Origin of the sequence: Prauserella endophytica (assembly GCF_005146945.1) — a bacterium.
Lineage (GTDB): Bacteria > Actinomycetota > Actinomycetes > Mycobacteriales > Pseudonocardiaceae > Prauserella_A > Prauserella_A endophytica.
This window is the reverse complement of sequence record NZ_SWMS01000004.1, coordinates 15,259-30,375: the sequence shown is the minus strand read 5'-3', so window position 1 is coordinate 30,375 and position 15,117 is coordinate 15,259. Positions and strand designations below refer to the sequence as shown.

Genomic DNA, 15,117 nt, shown 5'->3' with positions numbered 1-15,117 from the left:
CCGAAGGGAACCCCGCCGAGACGGGCCCGAACCCGCCCGAACCGCCGCGGCGGCTGCGTCGCCGTGGAGCCCTCGCCGTGCGGATCCTCGTACCCACGCTGACGTTGTCGCTCCTGGCCGTGATCGTGGTCTCGGCGAGCATCGGCACCATCGGCGTGCCGCTCGTCGACAGTCTCAAGATCATCGTCGGGCATCTCGTTCCCGGTATGCCGTGGATGTCCGATGGCTCACTGAGCAGCGTGCAGGACAATGCGGTGTGGCAGTTCCGGCTACCGCGCAGCGTGCTCGCCGCGCTGACCGGGGCCGCGCTGGCGCTGGCGGGCGCCCTAATGCAGGCGGTGGTCCACAACTCGCTGGCCGAGCCCTACATCCTCGGCGTCTCCGCGGGAGCCGGAGTCGGAGCCGTGTCCTTCATCGTGCTCGGAATCGGGCTCAGCTCACTGGGGATCGGGGCATCGGCGTTCATCGGCGCGGTGATCGCCACCGCGGCCGTCTACGTCCTGGCGCGCAAAGGCGGTCGGATCGCACCGCAACGGTTGATCCTTGCCGGTGTCGCCCTCGGCTCTCTGTTCAGCGCGATCACCAGCTACCTGACCATCTCGACCGATGCGCAGAACGTCTACAGCATCATGTTCTTCCTGCTGGGATCGGTCTCGGCGGCGACGATGCACCACCTGATCCTGCCCGCCATCGCCCTGTTCGCCGTGGGGCTCTTCACCGCGCTGCGCGCCAGGGCGCTCAACGCGCTCCTGGTCGGCGATGAGGCCGCCAGCTCGCTGGGTATCAACGTCAAGCGGCTGCGCAGCGGCATCCTCGTCGCCGCTGCGCTGCTGACCGGCTCCGTGGTCGCCGTGTCCGGCGGCATCGGATTCGTCGGGCTCATCATCCCGCACATCGCGCGCATCATCGTCGGTTCCGATCACCGCAAGATGCTGCCCGTCGCCCTCCTCGCCGGGGCGGTCTTCCTGACCACCTGCGACCTGCTTGCCCGCACCCTCTCCGCCCCTTCCGAGATCCCGCTCGGGGTACTCACCGCACTGGTCGGTGCCCCCTTCTTCCTGTGGCTGCTGCGGCGTGACCGCGCCGACAGCGTGGGGGTGGGCCGATGAGAGTCACCATCGAGAACCTCGATGCCCACCGCGGCGGGCGCCGCATCGTCACCGACGTGAGCATCGCGGTGCCCTCCGGTACCGTCCTCGGGCTGCTCGGCCCCAACGGCAGCGGCAAGTCCACGCTGCTTCGTGCCGTCTCGGGCATCGACGCGCCCTCCGCAGGAACGGTCCGCTACGACGAGACCCCCATGACCGCCCTCACCCGTCGGCAGCTCGCGCAACGTGTCGCGGTGATGGCGCAAGAACACAGCGAGGAATTCGAGATCCCCGTTCTCGAACTCGTGCTCCTCGGACGCATCCCGCACGGGCGAGGCTTCGGCCGGGACTCCGAGTCCGACATCGCCCTCGCCTGCGACGCCCTCGCCCGTGTCGGCGCCGGCCACCTGGTCAACCGGTCCTTCTCCGCGCTGTCGGGCGGGGAACGCCAGCGCGTGCTCTTCGCCAGGGCACTCGCCCAGGACACGCCGGTACTTGTCCTCGACGAACCAACGAACCATCTCGACATCGCCCACCAGCTCGAACTGCTCGACCTGATCCGGGCTTCCGACCGTACCGTGCTGATCGCCCTGCACGATCTGAACCTCGCGGCACGCTCCTGCGACGCCATCGGCGTGCTCCACGACGGACACCTCGTCGCCCACGGCACGCCCGAGCACATCCTCGACACCGACCTCATCCGCTCGGTCTTCCGGGTCGAATCCACCGTCGTCAGTCATCCGGACACCCGGCAGCCGCATTTCCTCTTCGACTCCCGCAGCCCGCAGCCCGCCGGGCGCGCCCAGGTCCACCCATTGGACTCCGTTCAGGAAGGGACAACTACCCGATGACCACTCACCGGCCCCCCTCGTCGCGGCGTTCGCGCCGCCGGACGCTGACGACGACACTCTCGCTGCTCGCCGTGGCGCCACTGGCCCTGACTGCGTGCGGAACCGGTGTCACCAGCGACACCGCCTCCACCGGCGGCTCAGGCGAGACGGTGACGATCACGAACTGCGGACGGGAGCTGTCCTTCGACACCGCACCGGCCCGTGTCGTGGGCATGATGCCGTCACAGACCGAGCTGCTCCTGCGCCTCGGTGTCCAGGATTCCCTCGTCGGGCAAGCCCAGACCGACACCTCGCCCCTTCCCGACGATGTCGCGGGGCAGGCAGCCGACATCCCCGTGCTCAGCACCGACGCGCCACCAGCACGCGAAGCCCTGCTCGCCGCCGAGCCCGACCTCGTGGTCTCGCCCACGGAGTACGAGTTCACCGCCGAGCAGGGCTTCGCAAGCATGGACCAACTGGCCCAGAACGGTGCTCAAGCGTATGTCGCCACCGGTGGCTGCGCTGACCGGCGCAACACCGCCGAGGTCACCGACGTCCTCACCGACGTCACCAACCTCGGCGACATTCTCCGCGTCCCCGACGCCGCCGCAGACCTCGCACGAGACGCCCAAGATCGGCTTGCGGCCGTGGAGACCGCAATCGCCGACCACCCACGCCTGACCGTCGCACAGGTCTACGTCGAGGGAAACTCCCTCGGCGCCATCGGAGCCGGCGTCGAAGCGGACATCATCAGCAAGGCCGGCGGGGAGAACGTATTCGACCCGAACGCCCCCGAATTCGCCGACTTCTTCGCGGCCGAGATCAACCCTGAGGAGATCATCAGCCGCAACCCAGAAGCCATCGTGTTCGGCACCGCGAGCCCCCAGCAGGAAGAACAAACCCGCACCTACCTGCGCACCACGTTTCCCGACATCCCAGCGGTGAAGAACGACCTCCTCATCGCCGTGCCGCAAAGCGACCTGTACCCCGGAACGCTCGGAAACATCGACGCCGTGGAAACCATCGCGGCCCGTCTTTACCCCGACGCGTTCAAGTAGGGCCAATATCCGACAACCGACGCCCGCACTCGCGCCTGGGAACGTTCCACCAGCAAAGTTGCCAGCACCCACCGTACAGCACGATGTGACGTTCGTCCATTGTAGACAGTCGGAGGTGTGTGGGCCCCACTGGTAGCCGGGACACGCTGATGCGGCGTGTCCCGGCTCAACCAGACCCGCCGTCGCGTGGCCGCCCGGGCGCACCAGTTCGGTGAGCGCCGGGATGTCCAGTAGCTCGACGATCCGCGCGGCGCCCGCCTTGGACTCGTTGATGTGGTGCGACAAATGCATCAGCGGCAGGATCGTTCGACCGGGAGCGTGCCCAGGATCAGTGCACCGAGCAGCTGCGCCGGGGACATGGCACCCGCCGCCGTGAGCCAGGTCCCGGCAGCCAGCACGAGCACAAGTGTCGGCATCGGACCCATAGCCAGCCGGGACAGGATCATCGCCCCGCGGCTGCTGTCCTGCCACGCAGAGGTCGCGGCCGTGAACTCCTGCACCCGTTCGGCGAAGCGACGGAAACGAGGTCGTGCCGTCGTCGAAGGTGCGGACCACCGGCATACCTTGGACGAACCCGACCACGGCGGCGTTGATGCCCTCGTTCGCCTCGTCGCATCGACGGCGGGTGTCCGCATAGTCACAGGTCGCCGGTCGCATACAGATCATCACGAGCGGCCCCATCGCCAGTACGGCGATCGCCGGGGCAAGGAGGTCGGGCCTTCTGATGAGGGACTATCCTCGTCCTGGCGTTGATCACAATCGAGATCGTCTCCCGCGGCTGTCTCGACCGCCTTTGGCAGCTTGTCACCGGCACTGGTGTCTGCCACCAGTTGGTCCACAGTGGATTATGGATCGCGCCGGCGCAGGCGTGTCGGTCTGTTCGGGGTGATCAGAGCGGCAAGCTCCCGCGCTGTCGGTTCCCCTTCGAGTCGCTGGTTCAGCCGTCATGAGCGAGATGGATACCCAGGTCTGTGCGGCCAGGCAGCAGGTCTTCCCGCAGCGCGCGTGTGCCGCAGTAGTCGCCGTCGCGCAGGCGTCGGAACCGTCGGGCGGGCTCGGTGTCGATGTTGTTCAGTCTGTCCAGCAGGCGTTTGGTCTGGCGATCGGCGCCTGCGGTGTCCAACGCGTCGGCGTCATGAATCACCTGCAGATCCAGCACCTCGATCCCGACGTACCACAGGGTGCCGTGGGTGAGGGGGAAGAGCAGGGAATCAATATCGCCACTGATCCCGCGTGGCCCGATGGAGCGCTCGTCTTCACCAGCGGTCACGACAATCAGGGCCTTGCGTCCGCCCAAACCGCCGTCACCATAGCGGCGAGGTACGCCGAGCTCGGGGTCGAGGTCACCGTGGGCGAATCCGTTCATCAGCACCCGGTCGAACCAGCCCTTGAGGATTGCCGGCGGGCCGTACCACCAGAGCGGGAACTGTAGGACGAGCAGCTCCGCCGCTGCGAGCTTGGCCTGCTCGTGGCGTACATCGGAGGGGATGTCCCCACGGGCGTAGGCTTCGCCGGTCAACTCGACGAGGTTCCCCGGCCGTCTGGCTAGATCCCCCAGGTCACGCTCGGTCAGCACTGGGTCGAAACTCTGGGCGTACAGATCCGAGGTCGCAACTTCATATCGTTGCGACAGCGCCTCGGTCCCTGCCTGAAAAAGGTGGTCGTTGAGCGATCCACGGCGTGGGTGTGCGTAGATCCACAGGGCATTGCCAGGCTTTGGCGGGTGGGTGATGGTCATGCGTCACCTTCTGGGGCGTAGTTCGAGATCGCCGTCATGGCACGGGTGGCACCAAGCGCCGTGAAGGCCAGCGGGCGCGGTCCTGCTTCCATTCCAGCCCCGGACAGTGAGACGCAGAATCGCTAAGAATCTCAATTCGATACCTGATCGTCTAAGCTCGCGGCGTGGACACCCTCACCGACGTGCTCGACCACATCCGTTCTGCGGGAGCGTTGCTCGGCCAGAATCTGATCACCCCGCCTTGGTCGATCAGCTTCACCGACCGCGCCTCGATGACCCTCGTGACCATGCTGCGCGGAGAGGGGTGGATCGTTCCCGACGACACCTCGCCTGTCCGCCTGCGGAACCGCGACCTCGCCATCGTCACCGGGCCGACGCCGTTCAGCGTCACCAGCGACCCCGATGCGGGGTCTGAACCCTTCTACGTCCTCACCGAAGCCGGCACCTGCACCGACGCGGCGGGTAACGTCATTTCCGAGGAAAGCATCTCCCTAGGCGTACGAACCTGCGGCACGCACCTCGATGCCGAGCACGCGCTGCTCACCGGCTCCTACACCACTGCAGGCCGGATCGCCGACCGTCTCCTGAACGCCCTGCCTCGTGTCCTTGTGGTTCCCCGCCAGCGGCAGCAGTCGGTGCCGCTCGAACTTCTCGAGGCCGAGATCACGCGGGACGAGCCAGGACAGCAGGCCGTCCTCGACCGACTCCTGGACCTCATGCTGATCGGAACCCTGCGTGACTGGTTCGCCCTCCCCGAAGTGTGCGCACCCCAGTGGTATCGGGCCACGGCGGACCCGATCGTAGGCGCCGCCCTCAGAGCGATCCACGACCAACCAGCTCGGCCCTGGACCATCGAGACCCTGGCGCGCCAGGCGAAGGTGTCGCGGGCGACGTTCGCCCGCAGATTCACCGACCTGATGGATGAGCCGCCCATCACTTACCTCACCAAATGGCGCCTGTGCCTGGCGGCCGACCTGCTGCAGCGCAGCGACGACACCGTCGACTCGATCGCCCGGCAGGTGGGATACACCAACGCCTACGCCCTCAGCACAGCGTTCAGGCGCGAATACGGCATCCGGCCCAGCCAACAACGCGCCATGTCCGCGAGACGAGCCTCATACAGGCGGTCACAGACACCGCGTGCTACCTGATCGGAAGCACCGCCGACACTGTTGGTACATATGGCAATCGCCACGGCAGGCTGGGCGCCGCGGACCACGTCATCGACCGGTTGGCGGTCGGAGAGGGGCCGGATCAACGCCCAGCCCTCCACCGAGATCACCCATCCAATCTGTCTGGGTGGCCTCGTTTTCGACCGTCGCTACGGCCTCGTTTTCGAGCGTCGTCGACAAGGGCAAAACACCTCGTGAAGCGCAACGCTGCTTGGAACGCCGCCTCGCCGACCACGTCTGGCGAACAATGATCGCCGACGAACGGCGCCGCACGTGAACAGCGAGCCTGGGAGGGCACCAGGGGCGACTCTGACATCCAGCGCGGCTGACTCAACCCCTACCGCCAGCTCTTCGGAGAAGTCACTTCCCAGGTCCGCCGAGACCAAGCCTGCAACGCCAGAATTAGCGACTTGACAAACACAGAGGCGCCCAAGGGGACCGACCTGTCCGTGCACAGCGCTGCCGAGCTCCAGCACGTCGCCCAGCAACCCAGCGGCCGACCACGCAAAACACTCGGCTGGAAAATCCAGCCGAGTGCCTGCGTGATCTACTGACAACCACATAGGCCATCAGGTGTTGCGAGCACCCCGAGAAACCGCTACCAGCCTGGGGATGTGCACGCCTCACGGCGAAGTGCGCGTGTCAGTCCCGAATCGGGGAGTCACGCTGGCCGGTCACTCGTCTCGACGGTCAACGGGTGTGTGGCCAGGGGTTGGACTTCCGCGGTCATCCACGGCCACATTGGCAGCGACGTCAACGTCTCGTGCAGCGCCGTGGCGTCCTTGACGTCATAGAGCGAGATGTTCGCCCTGGCTCCGGGGACGCGCCAGATCGACCGCAGGAGGCCTTGCGAGATCAGTTCCTCGCCACGTTTCTGCTCGCTCGCCATCAGATCGCGAAACTCGTCGTGCGAGAGATCTCGCGGCACATCGATTGTCAATCGGACCAAGAACTCCATGCCGCGATTGTGTGCCGTGTCGTTCCCGTTGCGGCCTTGACACGCCGTGCGGTCGGCGGATTAACTTGCAGATGAGTAAATCAACTTACAAATGATGAAAGTGCGGTGGCTCTGACATGTCGCTTGTTGAGTCGTACCGGTCCATGGCGCGCATCCGAGCGTTCGAGGAGAAGTGCCTCGAACTGTCCGCCGCCGGGATCATCAAGGGCTCTATCCACGTATGTGAGGGTCAGGAGGCCATCCCGGTCGGAGCCGCTCGCGCACTGCGACCAGACGACTGGGTGGTCGCGACGTATAGGGGCCACGGCTGGGCGATCGTCAAGGGTGCGCCGATCGTGGGAGTTCTGGCGGAGATCTGCCACAAGGAGGGCGGACTCAACGGTGGACGCGCCGGGTCCGCGCTCCTGAGCTCGCCCGAGCACCATTTCCTGGGGGAGAACTCCATCGTCGGCGCCGGGGTTCCGATTGGTGCCGGCTCTGCCGTCGCCTCGACTCGCCGAGCCGACGGCGGGGTCACCGTCGTGTCGGTCGGGGACGGCGCTCTCAGTCAGGGTGCTCTCCACGAGGGCCTCGTGTTCGCAGCAGCCGAGAGCCTTCCCTTGGTCGTGATCTGTGAGAACAACGGGTGGTCGGAGATGACGCCGACATCGCAGATGATTCGGGGATCTCTCGTCGATCGTGTCAGCGGCTACGGGATCCGCGCCCTGACCGTCGACGGAGGGGATCCCGAAACAGTGGAGCGAGCGGTCGAAGACGCCCTGGCGACCGCGCGCGCCGGGGCCGGACCGATCTTTCTCGACTGCCAGACGGTCCGACTCCGTGGGCACTACAACCGGGACATCGAGCACTACCGGTCGGCAGACGACAAGGAGACCGCCCGCGCCGGTGATCCACTCGTCCGCCTCGCCGCACGGCTACGTGACGAAGGAGTCGCCGATGCGCTGCTGGAGCAGATTCATGCCGAGGTCAACGAGGAGGTAAGGTATGCGGCCGAGCTCGTCGCGGACATGCCTGACGCGGACCCTAGCCGGTCGAGCGGGCATGCGTTCAATCACCGCAGCACCCCAACGCCCATCGAAGTCGAAGCCGCCGCGCCGACCGAGCTGACCTTTCAGATGGCGCTGAATCGGGCCCTCGACATTGAACTCAGCGCACGGCCAGAGCTTCTCGTCTATGGCGAGGACGTCGGCAATGCCGGCGGAATCTTCGGCGTGACTCGGCGCCTCCAGAAGAAGCATGGAAGGGATTCCGTCTTCGACACGCCGATCGCGGAGAGCGCCATCCTGGGCTCCGCGGTGGGCGCGGCCATGCGCGGGATGCGACCGGTCGTCGAGATCATGTGGGCGGACTTCCTGCTCGTGGCCCTCGACCAGCTGGTGAATCAGGCCGCCAATGCCCACTACGTCACGCGAGGAGACCTCAGCGTCCCGCTCGTCGTACGGACCCAGCAGGGCGCGACTCCCGGGTCGTGCGCACAGCACTCACAGAGCCTCGAGGCATTGCTGGCTCACGTGCCGGGCTTGAAGGTCTGTCTGCCTGCCACGCCACAGGACGCCTACACGATGCTGCGCGCGGCCATCGCCGACGACGATCCTTGCATCGTCATCGAAGCACGGTCGCTGTACCAGGTGAAGGGTGAGGTCGACATCGCCGCGAATCCAGCTCTCGGGCGCGGCGCGGTCCTTCGCAGACAAGGAAGGGACGCACTCATCGTCACGTGGGGGACGATGGTCGCTCCGGCTCTCCAGGCAGCGGACCAGTTGTCCGAGGCCGGGATCGAGGTGTCCGTCCTGGACCTGCGGTGGTTGCGACCGCTGGATGAAGAGGCGCTTCACAGCGCCGTGCGAGCCGCCGGCGGCAGGGTGGTCGTTGCGCACGAGGCGAACCTGACCGGTGGTTTCGGCGCCGAGATCGTGGCGCGAGTCCAGGCGGAACATTTCGCTTCGCTCGCCGCCCCGGTCGAGAGAGTCGCGGCGCCTGACATTCGCGTGCCGGCCGCGCCGTCGCTGCAGAAGGCCGTGCTGCCGGGTGTGCGCCAGCTCGTCGAGACTTGTCGAGGCCTGCTGTCGCCGGACATCACTGGCGCGCGGTCCGCCCGTGGCGCTGGTGAGGCGGTGGTCCGATGATGCGCCGCGACGACACCGACGCTCTCATTCATCCGTCATCGTGGGCGGTCGAACGCGACGACGCGGATGGCCGGACTCCGCGTCAACGCGTCGACCACATGGGCTTCTCGGTCGCAGACCTCGATCGCTCGGTGGAGTGGTACAGCGTGCTGCTGCGGAGGGAACCCCTCTGGCGGAGAATCTGGGACGCTCGATACCTCTCGGACGTGGTCGGCTACGACGATTGCAGGTTGGACTGCGCGCTCTTCGAGCTCCCCGGCGGGATACACCTGGAACTTCTCCAGTATCTACACCCCGAGCCCACGACGGTCTCGATGGAGACGTTTACGGTCGGGAACGCGCACCTGTGCCTGACCGTGGACGATCTCGACGCCGAGTTCGAGCGCCTCTCCGCGATCGCGGAGTTCAGGTCGAAAACTCCGGTTGACGTGACGTGGGGGCCGAACGCAGGAGGCAAGATCGTCTACCTCCGCGATCCCGACGGAATCACCGTCGAGCTGTTCCAAGAGCCCGCGAGAAGTGATCGACACCTCGGGGGATCGGCATGAGGACATCAGTCGCGCTGACCGTGTGCGCGTTCGTACTTCCCATATTGTTGGGCGCCTGCAGCCCACCTGGTCCGGGCGCCGGACAAGACTCCGCGAGCAAGCTCGGAGACACCGCCAGGGCAGGCTCGGTGAAGCCTGGGGCGCTCGACGGAGTCACCTTGACGTTCACGAGTTGGGGCGGCGAGTCGCAACAGGCCCAGATGAAGGTGCTCGAGGGCTTCACGGAGGCGTCGGGCGCGACGATCGTCGAGGACGGTCCGACCAATTACGCCAAGCTGCAGGCACAGGTCGAGAACAACCAAGTCACGTGGGACGTCGTCACGGTCGACTCGGTATGGGCGGCCGGCCACTGCGACCTGCTACTAGCGCCAGACGAGTCGATCATCGACGGTTCGGAGTTCACGGATGGGCTCACCCTCGGCGACTGCGGCGTCCCGGCAGACATCTACGGGAACGTGCTCGCCTTCGACCGCGGGGCCTTCGCGGAAGCGCCGACGCGTTGGGCCGACTTCTTCGATACGCAGGCGTTCCCGGGCAAGAGGGCAGTGAGCGCGACGAATCCCACCGGAACCCTGGAGGCGGCGCTCTTGGCCGACGGAGTCAAGCCAGACGACCTGTATCCGCTGGATGTCGAGCGCGCACTCGACAAGCTCGACACGATCCGCGACGACCTGGTGTTCTGGTCCTCGGGAGCGGAACAAGAGCAGATCATGGGCAGCGGGCAGGCCGCCATGGGGATCTTCTGGAGCGGTCGGGTCGGGTTCAGCAACAAAGCGGGGAGCGATTGGGGGACTGTCAAGACCCAGCCCATCAATGCGACATCGTGGTTCGTCGTGCCGAAAGGAGCACGTGACCCGGCCGCGGCGATGGCGCTGATCAACTACTGGCTCGGCGCCGAGCAAGGGGCGGAGTATGCGGAGCTCACGTCGTACGAGACCGGGAACCGCAACGCCGATCCCGACCTCGATGCCTTCGCCCGCGACGTCCAAGTCACGTCGAGCGACTACTCCGACCAGGTCTGGATCGACGAGGACTTCTGGGCGGCGAACCTCGGCACGCTGACCGACCGCTGGATCGACTGGACCAATGGGTAGCGCCGTTCTCAGCGGTGCGCAGCGCCGACGGCCTCGGCGCATCCAGGGCGAGCTGGCGCTCCTGGCACCCGCAGCGCTGCTTCTTGCCGTTGGCCTCGCCATTCCACTGGGGCTCAGCGTCTGGCTGTCGGTGGTCGATACAACCGGCGGGGTCAACGGATACGTATGGCTCTTCTCGAATCCGGTGTACCTCGAGATCACGTTGAGGACATTCTCGACGGCGGCATTGACCGCACTGGTCTGCCTCGCCCTGGGCTATCCGTACGCGTACGCGATGCTCACGGCCGGTCCGAAGATGCGAGTCTTCCTGCTCGGCTGTGTGGTCCTGCCCTTGATGATCAGCGTCCTTGTCATCGCGTTCGCGTGGCTGGTGATCCTCCAGCCCGGCGGCTTGGCATCCAAGCTATTTCCGCTCGGGTTGGGCGACGGCCTGCTCGGAACGCTCCCTGCCGTGGTCCTCGGGCTAACCCATATCCTCATCCCCTACATGATCCTCCCGTTGTACACGACGATGAGGTCGGTCGACCCGAAGCTCGTTCCGGCCGCCATGGGTCTGGGCGCCACCCGCACGAGAGCCTTTTGGACGGTCTTCGTACCGCTGACCATTCCCGGCATCGCCAGCGGGGTGGTGTTCGTCTTCGTCTTCAGCCTCGGCTTCTACGTCCTGCCGCAACTTCTCGGATCGCCACGCCAAGCGCTGATCGGGCAGACCATCCACACGCAGGTCAACGACCTCCTCGCGTGGGGACGCGCCGGCGCGCTGGCCGTCGTCCTCATCCTCGGGACAGCCGCGGTCTTCGCGCTGCTCACTGGCGTCGTCAGGATCGTCGGTGCGAACCGACGCGGAGGAAGGTCATGATGCCGCACCGACGCCACGTTCTCCCGGTGTTCGCCGTCCTTCTCGCCGTGACGATCGTGCTGCCGATTCTCGCCGTGATCCCCGTAAGCTTCACCCCGACGTCGTCCTTTGCCATCAGCTCCCCGGAGTCGTGGTCGCCGCGCTGGTATCGAGAGCTGCTGACGAACCCCGTATGGCTGGACTCGTTGGTCAGCTCACTGCGGATCGCCCTCCTCGCGGCATTGGTGGCGACCGTCGCGGGCACCATGGCGGCGCTCGGCCTGCGACGAGTACGGCGGACCCACCGCGTGGTGGCCCGCGCCTTGGTCACGCTGCCCCTGCTCATCCCGCTCGTGGTGCTCGCCGTGGGTCTCTACGCGATGTTGATCCGCACCCAACTGGTGGGAACGACGGCGGGTTTCGTCCTCGCCCATGCGCTCCTAGGGCTGCCTCTCGCGTTCATCACAGTGTCCGCCAGCCTCGACGCACTGGACGACAACCTGGAGCAGGCCTCCCGTGGGTTGGGCGCGGGACCCGTGACCACAATGCGGCTCATCGTCTTGCCCCTCGTGGCGCCGGGCGTCATCGCTGGCGCGCTGTTCGCGTTTGTCGTGTCGTTCAACGAGGTGGTGATAGCCGGTTTTCTCGGCTCGCCGTACCTTCGGACACTGCCCATCGAGATGTACTCCAGCATGACCCGAAGCACTGACCCCACCGTCGCCGCGGCCGCCACGTTCGTCGCGGCTCTCACCGTCATCACGGCAGCCTTCGCCCTCGCCGCCATGTCGTGGCGTCGACGTCACCTCACCAGGAAGGACTGAACGCATGCAGGATCTAGCCCAGCGAGGGGCCTCGATCGATCTCGATGGCGTGCACCTGTCATACGGTGACACAGCCGTCCTCCGCGACATCGACCTGCGAATCAAGGGCGGCGAGTTCATGACCCTTCTCGGTCCGTCGGGCTCGGGAAAGTCGACGCTGCTCAATCTCATGGGAGGCTTCGCCCGGGCCAACGCGGGAGAGGTGCGCGTGAACGGTGCGCAGATCGACCACCTCCCCCCGAACCGGAGAGACATGGGCATGGTCTACCAGAACTACGCCCTCTTCCCACATATGACGATCGCCGACAACATCGCGTACCCGCTCAAGCGCCGAAAGATGTCCAAGTCGGATCGGGCAGCCCTCGTCCGCGCGGCACTGGCGATGGTCGACCTGCACGGATTCGCCGATCGACGGCCGAGCCAGCTCTCGGGCGGCCAGCAGCAGCGCGTCGCCGTGGCCCGAGCGATCGTGTTCCGACCGCAGATCCTCCTCATGGACGAACCGCTCGGGGCGCTGGACAAGCGGCTCAGGGACGAGATGCAGTCCGAGCTGAGGCAACTGCACGAGGAGGTCGGCAGCACGGTCGTGTTCGTCACGCACGACCAAGAGGAGGCGATGGTGATGTCGGATCGGATCGCCGTGATGAACGGCGGCCGAGTCGAGCAGGTCGGCACGCCGCACGAGCTGTACAGCCGGCCCAGGACCACATTTGTCGCCACCTTCCTCGGCGAGTCGACGATGTTGCGTGGGACGGTGCACGCCGTGGGCGGGCAGTCGATCTTCCACTACCGGGACACGCGGGTCCCCGTCGACGGTCACGACGTCACCGGATCGGGCACATTGCTGCTGCGCCCCGAGCAGATCGAGCTCAGCGAGGACAAACCACTCCGGAGCACGAACGTCCTCGAGGTCAGGATCGAGAACGTAGAGTCGCTCGGGCCCACCCGTCGTACGAAGGTGACCCTGCCAGACGGCGCCAGTGGCATCGTGCGCGAGCCCGGCTCGAAGACTTCCCGACTACGCCCGGGTGACACGGCCTGGATGTCGTGGCAGGTTGGCGCCTCCTGGGTAGTGCCGGAGGCGCAGGAAGAATGTCCCCATGAGTAACGGCGCATCCTCGCGGTCGTCCCACCCGACGATCATCCAGTCCGTCGCGCGCGCGAGTCAGATCCTGGCTCGGGTCGCCGCCCAGGACGACGGCCTCACGGCGAGCGAAGTCGCGCAGGCGATGGATTTGTCCCTGCCGACGACCTATCACCTCCTCACTACCTTGGCGACAGAAGGACTGCTTTACAAGGACTCCGGTCGACGGTACGTGCTGGGCCCTGCAGCCGAGTTCATCGCCGATGCCGTGAACCGCAACCTAGCGATCCCCGACTACTACAAGGGCCCGTTGCAACGCCTGGCAGCCCAGACGTCGGAGACCGCGTACCTCAGCGCATGGCGGCGTTCGAAGGTGCAGATCCTGGCCATCGTGGAAGGATCTCAGGCCGTCTCGGTAGTCGGGCTCGCCGCCGGGGCCGTAGGCAACGAGCACGCCCGGGCCACCGGAAAGCTGCTGCTGGCGCATGCTCGATCGGAGATCAGGGACGAGGTCCTTGGCGCGGATCCCTTCGCGCCGTTGACCGAGCACACGACGACCGCACGCATCGAGCTCGAGGCGGAGTTCGAACGCATCCTCCAGCAGGGATTCGCCGTCGACCGCGAGGAGTTCGCACCAGGGGTGAGTTGCCTCGCTGTCCCGATCCGTTCACAGTCGGTGGTCGTCGCGGCGCTCACGGTCTCGGCCCCGAGCGACAGGTTCGACAGGAACTTCGACCAGTACATGGAAGCCGCCCTGTCGGCGAGCGAGTCCGCCGCCCTCGGGATCCCATAGCCCAGTCCGCCAGGAATCAGCGAGAGTCAGAGGACCGGGCGCTGATGCCTCTCCTTGTCAGCGGTGGGGTTTGACGAGCCCGGATTTTGGACCAGCGAGAGAAGGGAACGACAATGACGACGACCGGGCCTGGAACCGCACTGGTGACCGGCTGCGCCTCGGGTGTGGGTGAGGCGGTCACTCGGAGATACGTTGCGCGCGGCTGGAATGTCGTGGGGGTGGATCTCCAGGAGGTGTCGATCGAGGGGGTCGTAGCGGTCCGGGGCGATGTCGCGAACGCGGCTACGTGGGACGAGGTGGCTCGAGTCCTGGGTGACTCCCCGGTCGACGCACTGGTCGGGGCAGCGGGGCAGATCAAGGTCAAGCCGATTCTCGACACCACTGCTGACGACCTCCGCGAGCTGTTCGACGTCAACGTCGTCGGCGTACTCCGAGGAATACAGCTCTGCATCCCCCGGATGGTGCGCCGCGGTGGTGGCAGCATCGTGGTCGTGGCGAGCGTCGATGCCACGTTGGTCGAGCCACAGATGGGCGCCTACTGCGTCTCCAAGGGAGGCCTGGTCCAGCTCGTTCGCGCTGCGGCATTGGAGCATGCCCATCAAGGGGTGCGCATCAACGGGGTCTGTCCAGGGGCCGTCGACACACCCTTGCTGCGTCAGCACCTAGAGAGCACCGGAGATTTGGCAGCGGGCGTCGCCGACATCGAGTCGGCCACGCCGACGGGAAAGCTGATCAGCGCGGACGAAGTCGCCGCGTGTATCGAATTCCTGGCCAGTGATGCCGCGGGCGGCGTGTCTGGGACGTTCCTCACCGTGGACGGAGGCATGACCTCGACGATCGCCTTCGACCTGAACGCCGTGCGAGCATGAGGTGCCCGCGCGGTGGTTGGTGGCCGCTCGCGGGTCAAGTCCTGGTGGTGTAAGTGAGGCCGGTCACCGCTGATCCGGTTCGGGTCAGGCGGTGAGTGCT

General features: G+C 66.3%; 15 protein-coding genes and 1 pseudogene. 13 read left to right on the top strand and 3 right to left on the bottom strand.

The window, feature by feature from the left end; genetic code table 11:
* Positions 1-77: 77 nt before the first annotated feature.
* The 3 genes from FCN18_RS09315 to FCN18_RS09305 are packed head-to-tail and all read left to right on the top strand — an operon-like array spanning position 78 to position 2,976.
* Entirely contained in the window at positions 78-1,109 is a 1,032-nt protein-coding gene (locus FCN18_RS09315) for a FecCD family ABC transporter permease (protein WP_228713810.1), read from the top strand.
* Positions 1,106-1,939 (top strand): ABC transporter ATP-binding protein, encoded by an 834-nt coding sequence (locus FCN18_RS09310; protein ID WP_113641624.1) that lies wholly within the window; start codon positions 1,106-1,108, stop codon positions 1,937-1,939. Before FCN18_RS09315 ends, FCN18_RS09310 begins: the two co-directional genes overlap by 4 nt.
* Positions 1,936-2,976 carry an ABC transporter substrate-binding protein gene (locus FCN18_RS09305; RefSeq protein ID WP_137094487.1) on the top strand — a complete coding sequence of 347 codons (1,041 nt, stop codon included), beginning with the start codon at positions 1,936-1,938 and terminating at the stop codon, positions 2,974-2,976. The genes FCN18_RS09310 and FCN18_RS09305 overlap by 4 nt, the downstream gene beginning before the upstream one ends.
* A gap of 290 nt (positions 2,977-3,266) precedes the next feature.
* Here FCN18_RS09305 and FCN18_RS40510 read toward each other — a convergent pair whose 3' ends face one another.
* Together FCN18_RS40510 and FCN18_RS09300 are read right to left on the bottom strand one after the other, a co-directional pair.
* Positions 3,267-3,392, bottom strand: a complete 126-nt coding sequence (locus FCN18_RS40510; RefSeq protein ID WP_267285358.1) for a hypothetical protein — start codon at positions 3,390-3,392, stop codon at positions 3,267-3,269.
* Between the two features lie 521 nt (positions 3,393-3,913).
* A complete protein-coding gene (locus FCN18_RS09300; protein WP_137094485.1) occupies positions 3,914-4,714 on the bottom strand; it encodes an NAD(P)H-dependent oxidoreductase in 801 nt (266 codons plus the stop codon).
* Positions 4,715-4,878: 164 nt separating this feature from the next.
* On the opposite strand from FCN18_RS09300, the gene FCN18_RS09295 reads away from it, so the two are divergent.
* Together FCN18_RS09295 and FCN18_RS09285 are read left to right on the top strand one after the other, a co-directional pair.
* Entirely contained in the window at positions 4,879-5,865 is a 987-nt protein-coding gene (locus FCN18_RS09295) for an AraC family transcriptional regulator (RefSeq protein WP_112271398.1), read from the top strand.
* Positions 5,866-6,311: 446 nt separating this feature from the next.
* Positions 6,312-6,451: pseudogene (locus tag FCN18_RS09285) on the top strand (IS30 family transposase); the annotation flags it as partial.
* A 96-nt stretch (positions 6,452-6,547) separates the two neighbouring features.
* On the opposite strand, the gene FCN18_RS09280 reads toward FCN18_RS09285, so the two are convergent.
* Positions 6,548-6,844: a muconolactone Delta-isomerase gene (locus tag FCN18_RS09280; protein WP_137094484.1), complete on the bottom strand. Its 297-nt coding sequence runs from the start codon at positions 6,842-6,844 to the stop codon at positions 6,548-6,550.
* 116 nt (positions 6,845-6,960) lie between these two features.
* Between FCN18_RS09280 and FCN18_RS09275 the strand changes: the two genes are divergently transcribed.
* The 8 genes from FCN18_RS09275 to FCN18_RS09240 all read left to right on the top strand — a co-directional run bounded on the left by FCN18_RS09275 (position 6,961) and on the right by FCN18_RS09240 (position 15,017).
* Entirely contained in the window at positions 6,961-8,970 is a 2,010-nt protein-coding gene (locus FCN18_RS09275; RefSeq protein ID WP_137094481.1) for an alpha-ketoacid dehydrogenase subunit alpha/beta, read from the top strand.
* A complete protein-coding gene (locus tag FCN18_RS09270; RefSeq protein ID WP_137094478.1) occupies positions 8,967-9,518 on the top strand; it encodes a VOC family protein in 552 nt (183 codons plus the stop codon). The genes FCN18_RS09275 and FCN18_RS09270 overlap by 4 nt, the downstream gene beginning before the upstream one ends.
* A gap of 158 nt (positions 9,519-9,676) precedes the next feature.
* Positions 9,677-10,612, top strand: coding sequence for an extracellular solute-binding protein (locus tag FCN18_RS09265; RefSeq protein WP_158303076.1), 936 nt, complete (start codon positions 9,677-9,679; stop codon positions 10,610-10,612).
* Positions 10,605-11,471, top strand: coding sequence for an ABC transporter permease (locus FCN18_RS09260; protein ID WP_137094474.1), 867 nt, complete (start codon positions 10,605-10,607; stop codon positions 11,469-11,471). The genes FCN18_RS09265 and FCN18_RS09260 overlap by 8 nt, the downstream gene beginning before the upstream one ends.
* Positions 11,468-12,271: an ABC transporter permease gene (locus FCN18_RS09255; RefSeq protein ID WP_137094472.1), complete on the top strand. Its 804-nt coding sequence runs from the start codon at positions 11,468-11,470 to the stop codon at positions 12,269-12,271. Before FCN18_RS09260 ends, FCN18_RS09255 begins: the two co-directional genes overlap by 4 nt.
* Positions 12,272-12,275: 4 nt before the next feature.
* Positions 12,276-13,379 carry an ABC transporter ATP-binding protein gene (locus tag FCN18_RS09250; protein ID WP_137094469.1) on the top strand — a complete coding sequence of 368 codons (1,104 nt, stop codon included), beginning with the start codon at positions 12,276-12,278 and terminating at the stop codon, positions 13,377-13,379.
* The gene (locus FCN18_RS09245; RefSeq protein ID WP_137094467.1) at positions 13,372-14,148 is read left to right on the top strand and encodes an IclR family transcriptional regulator; all 777 of its coding nucleotides are present in this window, start codon (positions 13,372-13,374) and stop codon (positions 14,146-14,148) included. Before FCN18_RS09250 ends, FCN18_RS09245 begins: the two co-directional genes overlap by 8 nt.
* Before the next feature lie 113 nt (positions 14,149-14,261).
* On the top strand, positions 14,262-15,017 hold the full coding sequence (locus tag FCN18_RS09240; protein WP_137094465.1) for an SDR family NAD(P)-dependent oxidoreductase: 756 nt from the start codon (positions 14,262-14,264) through the stop codon (positions 15,015-15,017).
* Positions 15,018-15,117: the final 100 nt, after the last annotated feature.